Raw genomic sequence first — 12,124 nt, 5'->3', positions numbered from 1 at the left:
AGCTCCCTGGATCGACCTCCTCTGATATCTATCATGGCGATCCTCTCAAGGAGAGGATGATCGAGATCATGATTTCGGGAGTGGTGCGGCCGACGAGGCTGGCAGCTGACCGCTTGCGCGGGCACCGTGGCTCTATCTCCGCTGCGCGCGGCGTGGGATGCACGCGCGGTGACGCAAACTAGCGTCAATTGCCAATGTTCTCTATATGTTCCGGTGCGAAGCTCTGTCATTCGCTGCAACGGAAGGGAACATGACCCAGATTTCATTATTTCTGGCTTTCCAATATTCTGACACTCTGGCTTTCGGTCTTGCCAGAGAGTCGGAAATCTGTATTTCTGCCTTTGGCGTTGCGACCTTGGGGCGGTCGCCGTTTGAGGATCCTCGCCATGGCCAGCCGGCAGACCGAAACAACCGAGCAGGAATCCGGGTCCGACAACGACAAGGGAAAGACGCTAAACTTCAAGGTTACCGAGGAATTCAAGCGCGAATTCAAAGGCTTTGCTGCGTCTCAAGGCCTAAGTATGACCGACCTCCTCAAGGAAGGCTACGCGCTCTCGAAGAAAAAGCGGCAGAAGTGATCCGACGTCAGCCTTGGCGGCCGGCCGTATCTTCATTGAGGAGCCGGCGATGACGCTTCACAGCCCGGGCGCCAGTTTCGTCGGCGCAGAATGGCTATTTGCCATCGGCGGCGGTGGCGATCTCCCCGTCGTCGACGGCCTGGTTGCCATTGCGGACTACGCACCTGACGGGCGCTCGCCCGAAGAGGTCGCCGTGGTCGAGAAGGCGGCGGCCTATGGCGCGCGCGCTGTCTTCTTTGAAGCCGGACGCCATGGCCGTGCACCGGTAGCGCAGGCGCTGATCTTCGACATAATCGATCATGGCGATGATGGGCAGTTTGCGGAACTCCACAAGCGCTTGTGGAGCTGGGGTGGCGTTCCCATCGTCTATCGGGCCGGGCCCGGCCGCGTTCAGCTATTCCGGTGCGCGCACGAGCCCGACTTTCTCGGGCCGGACGGCACGCCTGTCTGCCGGCCGATCCGGACCTTGACGATCGGCGCGGAGATCGCCGCCCAAGACGTGTGGTGGGATGCGAGCCGCATCCGCAACGGGGCGATCTGGGACGATCCCGATGCCTGCCGGCTGATGCTGTCGGCGAAGAAGTCCGCGCATCGCAAGCTTGTCGAGGAAGTGCGCGGGCTCGCAAAGCAGATGAGCGAGCGCAAGCTGCTAGACGCAGGCCTGCAGCGGCGGCTTCTCATACTGTCGCTGCTGATCGCCTATCTGGAAGAACGCTCCGTGCTGTTGCCCGACGACTTCGATCGCGCCCTGCCCGGTGCGACGCAGTTTTTCCAGGTGTTGGGAAATGGTCCGGCGCTGGTGACACTGCTGGAAGCGCTCGAGGAGCGCTTCAATGGCCATGTCTTCCGGTTGAAGGATTCCGAGCGGGCGGCTCTGACTGCAAGCGAGGGCTTGGCCAGCTATGCACGGCTTGTCGAAGGATATGAGGATTCGTCTGGGCAGCTTAGCCTGTGGCGGCTCTACTCGTTCCGCGATCTGCCGGTCGAGCTGATCAGCAATATCTACCAGCTGTTCGTTAAGGACGCAGCGAGTTCGATCTACACGCCGCCCGCTTTGGTCCGGCTGATCCTCGAGGAGGCCCTCAGCTGGAAGCGGATCGACGCGCTCATGGAGGGAGACGGCGTAATCCTCGATCCGGCGTGCGGGTCGGGGGTGTTTCTTGTGGAAGCCTATAAGCGGCTGGTGCTCCACTGGCGGTGGCGCAATGGCTGGGCGCGTCCCGGCGTTGACGAGCTTCGTCCGCTCCTGCAGCGCGTCCATGGCATCGATCTTGAGGAAGGCGCGGTCGAGCTCGCTGCGTTCAGCCTTTGCCTTAGCTTGTGCGATGCGCTCGAACCGGAGGATATCCGGTCCAGCGTCAAGCTCTTCCCGCCGCTGGGTGACCATACGCTTCACGGAAGCTGCTTCTTCGAAGCGAAGGCGCGTGGACTGGTCACGGCGCCGGTCGCGGTGGTGGTGGGCAATCCGCCATTCGAGTCCAAGCTGACGACCGATGGCGCGAAACGTTGCTATGCCGCTTACAAAAAGGCGCATGGCAGTCTGGCCGACAACCAGCTTGCCTATCTGTTCCTGCACGAAGCGATGGAGCTGCTCGCCCCCGGCGGAGTGCTCGCCATGATCGAGCCGTCCGGCTTCCTGTACAACCAGCACGCCCTCACGTTCCGGCAAGCCTTTTTCGGCCGTTGGACGGTGCGCGAGGTGCTCGATTTCGTGTCCGTGCGCGGCCTTTTCAAGAAGGGCGACGCGGATCCCAAGGTCGTGGTCATCCTTGCGGAAGCGGCCCAGCCCAGCCCGGACGGCCGTCTGCTCCATGCCGTATTTCGGCGCAATGGCCGGGCCAGCGCCGAGCAGGGCTTCGACATCGACTACTATGACATGCATTGGTTCGCCAACGCGGTCGCCGTCGCATCACGTGATATCTGGCGAGCCAATCTGCTCGGCGGAAGCCGGGTTCTGGATTTCATCGAGCGACTGCGGCAGTTTCCGACCCTCGAGCAATACGCATCGCAGCATGGGTGGGATGCTGGCGAGGGCTATCTCGGCGGTCAAAAAAATGCGTCGAGCAATATCGACCACCTAATCGGCCGACCGCTTCTTCCGACCGATGCACTTGGCCCGGATGGTATCGAGGCGGATCGGATCACGGTCGTTCCGAACGCGCCAATCAAGGATCCGAAGACCAGCCGCCGTTTTCAGCCGCCCCTCTTGCTGATCAAGGAACATCAGGACCTTCACAGCGACCTCTGGCAGGACGGCTATCTCACCTTCAAGAATGAGATTGTCGGTTTTTCCGCGCCTGGCGACGTCGCGCGGCTCACATCGGTCGCCGAGTGGCTCGACCAAGAGCATGTCGCGCTTAAGGCTTATGTCGCCGGTATCAGTACCCGGCTCTTCACACAGCGGGCAACGGCCGTCTTCAATGCCGATATTTTTGCGCTCCCCTTCCCTGAGGACGGCAACCTCGACCTGAGCGCCAACGAACGGATTCTGACCGACGATATCGTCGCCTTTCAGCGCGATTTCATTCGACTGGGAACGCGCGCCAAGCTCATGCACAGCGCGCCGGCCGATGCGCTCGAGCAATTCGACAGCACGCTCCTCGAGCAGATCAACGCTGTTTACGGCCGCAACCCCTTGCGGGCGTTGCCATCCTATCACTGGTCCGGCGCGATTTGCCGGGCTTATGTCTTCGGTGATGGACAGGTCGACTGGGCAGATGCCGAAGCGCTACGGCATAAGCTTGACGGCCTTTTATACGAACGCCGCGGGTCCGGCCTCACGATCACCCGGATCACCCGTCTTTACGATCAGGGTTTCGTCTTCCTGCTGAAGCCTGATCGACATCGTTTCTGGACACGCTCGGTCGCGTTGCGCGATGCCGACGACATCCTCGCCGATTTGCGCGCGCAGGGCTTCTGAGATGTTGGCGGATGGCGGGGAAAGCGTTGCTCGGGCAGGGTCACTCGGAACTGGCATCCATTTTCCCGGCGAGTGGCTTGGCGCACTGGTGACATTCATCGGCGGCGTCCTTCCGGACTGGCGCGACGACCCGTTTCGCGAGGCAGCAACGGGTGAAACGAAACTTACGGCGCAGCTGTGCGCGCGCCTCAACAGCGCTTCGCGGCATGCACCGGGCTGGGACTTTCTGCAATTCCGAAGGGAGGAACCGGACGAGGCGGACGGGCGGCGCGCAATCGACCTCGCCGTTGCGCCGAGCGGTGAAGTGATCTGGATAAAGGGACGCGAATATACCGAATACCGCACCTTGCTTCCGATCGAATGCAAGCGATTGCCGACGCCATCGGCCAGCGATCGTGACGAGCGCGAATATCTGATCAGCCGATTCAGCTCCACCGGCGGCGTGCAGCGTTTCAAGGCCGGACATCACGGTGCGCGTCATGAACAGGCCGCGATGATAGGCTATGTCCAGACCCACGACATCGGCCATTGGCAAGCGGAAATCGCCAGCTGGATCGACGGCATTGTCAAGGATGCGACCGAGAACTGGTCGGCCGCCGACAAGCTTGCAATGATCGCCCATGACGGCAAGCGGCGCACGGCAGCATTGCGATCGCGCCATAACCGGCGCGCCAACCTCAAACCGATCCAAATCGATCATCTTTGGATCGAGATGTAGATGCGATCACGGATCTCAGATCGGCGCTGACGGACTAGCGCAGACGTCCGTTCCGGCGAAGATGCTCGGGATAATCCGGTGCGCCGCCCAGAATCGCAAACCGATTTATTCCTGGGGGGAAAGGCGGAGGATTGTCCGCCAGCCAGGTGCGATATTCCTCTTCAGTGTCGAAGTCTGGCGTCTGATCGGAGAAGTCGCTCAGACGCCCGCAACTGATGCAGTGATAGGCTTGGGACGCCTCCTGGAAATGCATCCCGCACATGGCGCCACATAATGGACAGCATTCATCGAGTTCGAGGTCCCCCCATTCCCAGACGCCAAGATATTCGGGAACGGCGTCACGATCATGGCCGATTATTTCGAATGCGTCGGCATGTCGCGCGACGAAGCCATCGCTGCCGGCGCGCATGAGATCCTCCAAGATTTCGGTTGGCTCGAGACGGAACCATTCGCCTGCGACGCGGCGCGCGTGATGCTTGCGGTGCAACTCTGCCTCAAGGAGGCCGTCTGCATCGGACTGGATCCACCCGACCAGCACCAGCGTATGCGGATTGCCGGTCTGCAGCGCGTCGCGGCGCCGATAAATGTCCTTGGCGCGTCCAATTTTCAGCAAGGGCTCGCCAGCGCTCAATTGGTAGATGAAGTATACAGCCATAGCTCTTGCACTTTCAGTCCGCGCGCTGTCGGGATGAACCGCCCCGGCTCCAAACCGGGCGGTCGCTTATTGGCCCAGCTTTAGTCGTACCGCCACGCCGCGCGCACAAGCGCTGAACGTCGGCTTCTGACAAGAGCTGACGCTCAACCTGCTGCATGGGAACGACGGGTCTGTCCCACGAAACGACTATGGGGCTCCCGGCAGCAGTCGACCAGTTCAGGTCATTCCCAGTTTTCCACTGAATGGCAGTTTGCGCTGAAACCTGTCACAGAATGACGCTGAAGGTACGGTCTGCTAATGGTCAGCGTGACCAAAAATAGACACGGCTAGCAGACTAGAGAAGGCTTAATTGCTGGGGCTGCTCGTTGAGCGAGGCCCGAAATAGATTCTGTTTTGTGGCCGCATTTCTGAAGAGGCGGTAGGTCGATATGTTCGGACGGTCCTTGACGAACTCGGACAACCGCCGCTCCGCCTCAGGGATCAAAGGGCTGACTTGATCGAAATCGAAGATGTCGACGTTGGCGCGGTCGGCGAGTTTCCTGACCGCAAAGGCCAGGTGATACAAGCCTTCTACGATCCATGCGGACTCAATTTCCTGCTCCGCAACCAGCTTCGATGCCCTGCGCGCCTCCTGCAACTTGGCGCGGCGATGCTTCTCAATCTCGGCATAGAGTGTCCACACCGCTATCACCCGCTTCGCATCCATCTCCGCGGGATCGAAGACCAGCGGGAAATACTCTCCGAATATGCGATCTGAAGCCGTCTTAGCCTTATCGGGTTCAGCGCGAACATAGGCTAGCCAAATCTGTCCGAGTTTCAGCGCATCTATGCGCCTGTTTTCGCCAATCTTGGAATGCTGGTCGCGCTTTCGATCCAGAAACCACTCGTGATTTCGGAGCGATGCCTCGAGGCGGACAAGTACGGGGTCGTTCGATCTCAGGTCGCGGCTTCGTATTGGGGTCTGGCTGTTCGTTGCCTCAGCGACCTTCGCATAGAGGCTCTTGTCCTGCGTCTCGATTATACGGACAAGAAGCCGAACGCGCTGCACGGAAGCAAAGCTGGTTCGCGATGCTTGGAAGAGCGCATGGGAAGTCTGTCCGCCATTCACCACCTGAGGATTCAAGAGTCGCAATGGAGCATTCTTGAAGCCGGGCTGATAACTGAACCGTTCGCAAACTATGGTAATTCCGTTGTTGAAATACCAGAACATGCCAGCCTCGTTGGACACGGCGGTATCATAGATTCGACGGTTGATATCGTTCTGTTCACCTAGATAGACACGGACGTTCTCTTCAAACAAATCAGGGTCGAGCTGCGTCGTCTTCGTGGGATCCGTCAACGCCGCGATAAACTCGTCGCCGCAGACCGTACCAATGACTGCCCGCACGTTGCCGTCCGTGCGCTCATATACCTGTTCCTCCACAATCCGGAGGTGGATTTCCCGTTCTGTTGCTGTCCGGCGCGAGACCGTGTCAGACAGGGAATCGAGATCAGCTTCGTGAAGCTGGAAGAACTTGAACCGGGAAAGCGATGATTCAAAGCGAGCCTTATGGTCCGGGATGAGTCGCTCCCCATTCGAGCAAAGGTGGATTTCGACCTCGCACGCCCCCGAGCTAACGAAGTCCCAGATGTCCAGCACCTTCTGTCGCAGCAGCGGATTACATGTGTCGATAAATCCATCGACCTGTCCGAAGCAATCTCCGATGAAGGCAAGAAGCTTGTCAATCTCGGTCGACGGGAAGTTGCGATTGCTACCGTTAAATTTGCTGTGACACTTGAACTGAAAGAGATGAATTACACGGCGCCCAAAACGCTCGTCGAGATAGACCGCGTCAACACCCCTATCCTCTCCTCCATCGGTGATCGAGCCCCTTGCCTCATCGAAGTCGATGCGTAGGAGCGATGTCACGCACAGAAGGGAGAATGCTTCCCGCCGGGTTTCGAGATTGAGGGTCTTTTCAATCTGGGCCGCGGCCGCATCTACATTCCCCCAGTCAAGAAGTGTTGCCATGCAGTGCCTTTTGCCCTGTTGCCCCGCCTCTTTCAACCTTTTCGCCGCAATGGCGCGGCAGCCGCTGCTACAGTCGATGCCGAAAGTCGCCAGACAGCCAGTCATGCCGGCCCTTGTCGACCAAAGTCGGCCATTCAGCTTAACTGCCGCGAGCGTCTGATTCTGACAGGGGCTGCCAGCGGCATCCGTTCGTCAGGAAGACGCCTCAATCTCGGTCGTTAGGGGCTTAGCCGGCTTATGTTGGACAGAAACATTCATTATTTCCGCGTTGATCTTAACGTTAGGCTTTGAGCAGCGCGTGGCGCCCGCTAAGCTGCAGCCAGCTACGCGGCAACGGGGAACGACGGCAACGTGGACATGATTGGCTACCCGCCGACGGCGGAGTTAACGCAAGGTGCCATCTTCACTTGTGCGGCATCTGAGGACTATCCCGACGTGGCTGCTCGTGGGCTGGTGATCACTGCCCGTTGCGACGTTGCGCACGGCAAGACTCCGGTAATTAGCTATGTGCCGTTGATAAGCTTCAGGGCGTGGCTATTCCGCGACGGACTCAGGCTTTTGGCATCGCGCGTCCTTGCCGCAAGCCGGGGGGCGATGAGATCGGCGTTACGTGAGGCTGGGCTGGTCGATTCCGTGCTCGACACGATGTCCCCGCAGATAGTGCGTGCGCATCTTTCGGGCCTGACGCAGAAGGTGGAGCGGAGCGCGGCCAAACGCTACGTCGATGCAGAGACGCAGAAGCATGCGGCTGAGGCTGCACTTGAAGTCGCGCCGGGTGCAAAGCCTGCAGCGGACTTGTTCGACGCCCAGCCAAAAGAATACCATAGGATGCTACAGGAACTACTCTCAAACGGCGTTTCGGATTACCACTTTATCGATCGTTCTGAGCCTGGCGAAGAATGTGAGGGCTACATAGCACTGTTCCGTGAGATCCGGTATATTCCTGTCGCGCTGGCAAGCGAATTGAAATCTGGCATTGACTTCCAGCGATTTGCACAACTTTGCCAAGATCAGCCAAGATATGCCGACAAACTAAATATTTCTACTGAAGAACAGTATGCGATGCCCGTCGGCATAGTAAAATCTCCCTTTATCGAGCTTTTAATGCAGCGTTTTACGAGCCTGTATGCCAGGATCGGTGTTACCGATTTCTCTACCGACCGGATGAAGTCGTTGCGTGCTATCGTGCCTTTCAACCTTGGAGATGCCTCATGACGTTCCTCGCCATTAGACGGGACGCCGCGGAGGACATAATTGCGGAACGCGTCCTTCAGTCAAATGACTTTCCAGAAGGTAACCGACTTGCGCTTCACCTTCGGTCCGGGTCTATCGACGATCTTGGGCCGAGGGTCTCGACATCAAAGACCAAGCACGGCGTGATTGCCTACGGGAAGGATTCTTCTGAGCAGCGCTATGTAGTGTTCGACCTAGACCAAAGCCACATTTTCTCTGGTGTCACGAACAATCAAGCCATCCTCTACCTCCAGCGAGTTCTTCGATTTGCCGTCAAATTTTGGGGCAAGGGTGTTTTAACCCCCGCGGAGAAGGTTCTGAGCGCGACAACGGCGGCGGTGTTTCCATATCCGTTAAGCCAAAAGACGGGAGTGCGGATCGCCCTTGATTTGAACCCAGACTTGGAAAGACTGGCGAAGCGCAGTAAGTCCGGCCGCTACCTTCTGGTCTACAAGATCGGAACCGATGAGGGGGATGGGCCGCAGGAAACGGCCAGCGTAGCGACTTTTCGTAAGTTTCTAGAAGACCTTGATGGGCTCGGTACTAGCCTTAAGGCATCGCAAGGTGAACTGGCGCCCGCGTGGGAAACAAATTTTTCAAGCACCTCTCTCGGAACGCTGACCTCCAAGGTTGACATTCATCAGGGCTACGAGACTTGGCTGCGCTTAATCACTGAGGATCAGAAGAAGTTTATCTTGGAGCCTCTGCTGCATCCTGTCCGGATTGATGGACCGGCTGGAACCGGAAAAACAGCGTCTTTGTCGCTTGCCGCGATCCATTCCATGCGACAGGCGACCGACGAAGGTCGAGACTATCAGGCCGTTTTCTTTACACATAGTGAAGCGAGTCGGCGCAGCATCTCCACCGTTCTTCAAGCAATGGGTGGAGCGGAATTTATGCGGGAACAGGCATCAAGCCGGCGTTTGCGTGTTGAGACATTGCAGGGCTATTGTAGTGGACTGCTAAGGCAGGAAATTTCCGAGACGGAATTCGTTGACCCGGACGCATATGATGCGAAGCAACTGCAATTGATGTACGTCGACGAGGCATTGCGACAGGTTCACGGCGAGTTCGCATCGTACGCCAAATTCATGTCGGCCGATTTTAAGGCGTATATGGAAGGCGAACAAGACGAATTTAAAATTCCCCTTATCCAGCATGAGATTTCTGTTGTAATCAAGGGGCGAGCTAAGGAAAACCTCGACACCTACAAAAACATAACCCCAATTCCGTCCGCGCTGCCGGTTAGCAACGAAGGAGATAAGGCCTTCGTCTGGCGGGTTTATGAGCACTATCGACAGCAACTCGTGGCTGGCGGACAGTTTGATACGGACGATGTTGTCCTATCGGCGCTAAGCCAACTATCCACGCCAATCTGGCGTCGTAGGCGCGCGCGTGATGGCTTTGACGCGATCTTTGTCGATGAAACCCATCTCTTCAACATGAATGAGTTGTCGACCTTTCATCACCTAACCCGATCGGAGCAGTCGTTCCCCATAGCCTTCGCGGTGGATCGCTCCCAAGCCATCGGCGATAGAGGCTGGGCCGACGACATAGACGTGGCCTCGCTGATGCCATCCCCGGACGAGCGCTCATCGAGCACCACCATCAACGTCAAGGGCATCTTCCGATGCTCCCCCGACATTGTGAATCTCGCATTCAGCATAACCTCGTCTGGTGCGAGCCTCTTTACAAATTTTCAAGACCCTATGGCGCTTGCGCATAGCAATATGACGTTTGAGGAAGAAAAGAAGGCAAGACGACCTTACTACGTCGATTTCCAGACAGATGCGACTATGTTAGATTCGGCACTGTCGGTGGCCGAAGATATGCGCGCCTCAATGAGCGCCACCAAGGGGGATGTTGCAATCGTTGTATTTGACGAAAGCTTGTTCCATGATCTTGAGAGAAGGTCACTCGAAGAAAACCGGCCGGTTGAGATCTTGAAGCACCGCGGTGACCCAGAAGTGGTCAGGCGAGCAAAGAGTGCCGGTCGCTTCGTACTATCGCTTCCAGATTATGTGGGAGGCCTAGAATTCGATGGAGTTGTTCTCGTTGGTGTTGACGATGGAAGGGTGCCGCCGTCACCCGACAGTCAGCACTCTCAAAGCAAAGCCTATCTAACATTCGCAGCGCACAACAAGCTGTATGTCGCCGTCACGCGCGCAAGATATCAAGTCGCTATTCTAGGCGTTCAGGCGAGAGGCCCGAGTTCCATTTTTAAAGGCGCTCTGGACGCTGGAGCGCTTGAAAGGCGCAACAGCAGCTAAAGCGTTTTCCGGCCGACCTGAGTCGAAGGGGGATTCACAGGAACGCGCTGATCTGATTCACGGTGTTGGCTGGATGGAGGCCGGCATGGATGGGCAAGCCGTTATCGATGGACCTGCGTTCGCGGGCACTGGCCGCGGTTGACGAGGGCATGAGTTGCCGGGCTGCGGCGGTGCGGTTCGGGGTGGCGGCCGCGACGGTGATCCGGTGGCACGACCAGCGCCGCAGCACGGGCGCCTACGCAGTCAAGCCGCAGGGCGGGGACACGCGGTCGCGGCGGATCGAGGCGCATCGGGAGACGGTGCTGGCGCTGCACGAAGCGCGACGCGACATCACGCTGGATGAGTTACGTCGCAAACTGAGCCAGATTGGCGTGACGGTGGCGATCTCGACGCTGCACCGCTTCTTCGTCCGGCACGGCATCACGCGCAGAAAAGACCGGGCACGCGGTCGAGCAGGATCGCGCCGACGTCCTGAGCCAGCGGGAGGTTTGGTTCGATGGCCAACTCGACCTCGACCCTACGCGGCTGGTGTTCATCGACGAGACCTGGACGGCAACCAACATGACCCGCAGCCACGGCCGCTGCCGACGGGCGAGCGGCTTCGAATGGGCTACCCGCACGGCCATCGCAAGACGACTACGCTGGTTGCTGGCCTGCGTATGACCGGCATGGTCGCGCCGATGGTGCTCGACGGCCCGATCAACGGCGACTGGTTCGAAGCCCATGTCCGGCAGGTCCTCGTGCCCGATCTCGGATGCGGCGACGTCGTCATCATGGACAACCTGTCCAGCCACAAGCGCGCCAGCGTCCGCGAGGCCATCGAAGCCGCAGGCGCCCGCCTCATGTTCCTCCCGCCCTACAGTCCTGACTTCAACCCGATCGAGAAGGCGTTCGCCCGCCTCAAGGCCATGCTGCGCAGGGCTGGCGAGCGGACCGTGTCCGGGCTTTGGTCGCTCATCGGCAAGCTGGTCGACCTGTTTCAGCCGCAGGAATGCGCCAACTACTTCAAGTCCTGCGGCTATGACCCGGACTGATCGGAATCCGCTCTAGCACTTTGATCAAGGGCCGAACGTCGGCTTCTGACAAGAGCTGAAACTCAAGCTGCGGCATTGGAACGACAGGTTTGTCCCAAACCTCGCCGTTTCCATCGAGCTTGCTTGGAGCGCGGGAGTCGTTCGTGTAAAAATGGATGATTGGCAAAATTCATTAGGCGGGAAGAAGGGGGCTGAAAGATTACCTGTGCGTCGTTCTTGTCACTGGCGATTCAGTCATTATCCATGCCGGTCAATCTTCCCGGGCGCCAAGCATACTGGCTACATGCTTTAGAGTGCCTCTGGTTTTCCGAAGATTAGACGGGTGTTGCGAAGCGCCGTTACCCATGTATCGTCCTTTTCACGCTCAAATGCAGCGCGGATACGGCGCAGCTTGGACTTTGCGACTGCCATGACTGCCTGTTCGAGTTCGGGGTCAAAGGCATCATCCGCAAGAAGGTTTTCACCATCTTCGAGGAAGTCGTCGATCAGCCGTAGCTGCTCAAGTTCAACATCTCGAGGCATCAAGGTAGGCTCCTGTTCGTCGTAGCGTTGGCCAGCACACGTTTCAGTTGCCTGCGGCGCGACGCGAGTTCGGTTGCATCGACCTGCAACCGCCGTTGAAGCTCATTACCCTGAGTAGCCCCTAGTTTTCTAGACGCCTTGAGCCATCAAAGCCTGCTGCCGTTCGAACTCGACGGGCGACAG

9 protein-coding genes are annotated in these 12,124 nt (G+C 58.3%); 6 read left to right on the top strand and 3 right to left on the bottom strand.

What is annotated here, in order from left to right; translation table 11 throughout:
• The first annotated feature begins 386 nt into the window (after positions 1-386).
• The 3 genes from LRP66_RS16785 to LRP66_RS16775 all read left to right on the top strand — a co-directional run bounded on the left by LRP66_RS16785 (position 387) and on the right by LRP66_RS16775 (position 4,216).
• Positions 387-578, top strand: a complete 192-nt coding sequence (locus tag LRP66_RS16785) for a hypothetical protein (protein WP_230483747.1) — start codon at positions 387-389, stop codon at positions 576-578.
• A gap of 49 nt (positions 579-627) precedes the next feature.
• Positions 628-3,498 carry an HsdM family class I SAM-dependent methyltransferase gene (locus LRP66_RS16780; RefSeq protein ID WP_230483746.1) on the top strand — a complete coding sequence of 957 codons (2,871 nt, stop codon included), beginning with the start codon at positions 628-630 and terminating at the stop codon, positions 3,496-3,498.
• 88 nt (positions 3,499-3,586) lie between these two features.
• A complete protein-coding gene (locus LRP66_RS16775; RefSeq protein WP_230483745.1) occupies positions 3,587-4,216 on the top strand; it encodes a hypothetical protein in 630 nt (209 codons plus the stop codon).
• Positions 4,217-4,250: 34 nt separating this feature from the next.
• Here LRP66_RS16775 and LRP66_RS16770 read toward each other — a convergent pair whose 3' ends face one another.
• Both LRP66_RS16770 and LRP66_RS16765 read right to left on the bottom strand, forming a co-directional pair.
• Entirely contained in the window at positions 4,251-4,871 is a 621-nt protein-coding gene (locus tag LRP66_RS16770; RefSeq protein WP_230483744.1) for a GIY-YIG nuclease family protein, read from the bottom strand.
• Positions 4,872-5,205: 334 nt separating this feature from the next.
• Positions 5,206-6,987 carry an AIPR family protein gene (locus LRP66_RS16765; protein WP_230483743.1) on the bottom strand — a complete coding sequence of 594 codons (1,782 nt, stop codon included), beginning with the start codon at positions 6,985-6,987 and terminating at the stop codon, positions 5,206-5,208.
• A gap of 246 nt (positions 6,988-7,233) precedes the next feature.
• On the opposite strand from LRP66_RS16765, the gene LRP66_RS16760 reads away from it, so the two are divergent.
• From LRP66_RS16760 to LRP66_RS16750, 3 genes are all read left to right on the top strand, one after another.
• Positions 7,234-8,097 carry a hypothetical protein gene (locus LRP66_RS16760; RefSeq protein WP_230483742.1) on the top strand — a complete coding sequence of 288 codons (864 nt, stop codon included), beginning with the start codon at positions 7,234-7,236 and terminating at the stop codon, positions 8,095-8,097.
• The gene (locus LRP66_RS16755; protein WP_230483741.1) at positions 8,094-10,385 is read left to right on the top strand and encodes a UvrD-helicase domain-containing protein; all 2,292 of its coding nucleotides are present in this window, start codon (positions 8,094-8,096) and stop codon (positions 10,383-10,385) included. Before LRP66_RS16760 ends, LRP66_RS16755 begins: the two co-directional genes overlap by 4 nt.
• Positions 10,386-10,474: 89 nt before the next feature.
• A complete protein-coding gene (locus LRP66_RS16750) occupies positions 10,475-11,419 on the top strand; it encodes an IS630 family transposase (protein ID WP_230483740.1) in 945 nt (314 codons plus the stop codon).
• A gap of 288 nt (positions 11,420-11,707) precedes the next feature.
• Here the strand turns inward: LRP66_RS16750 and LRP66_RS16745 are convergent, their stop codons facing one another.
• Positions 11,708-11,941: a hypothetical protein gene (locus tag LRP66_RS16745; RefSeq protein ID WP_230483739.1), complete on the bottom strand. Its 234-nt coding sequence runs from the start codon at positions 11,939-11,941 to the stop codon at positions 11,708-11,710.
• Positions 11,942-12,124: the final 183 nt, after the last annotated feature.

This window comes from Sphingomonas sp. Leaf21 (assembly GCF_916858675.1).
Classification (GTDB): Bacteria; Pseudomonadota; Alphaproteobacteria; order Sphingomonadales; family Sphingomonadaceae; genus Sphingomonas.
This window is presented reverse-complemented; position numbering and strand designations above follow the sequence as displayed.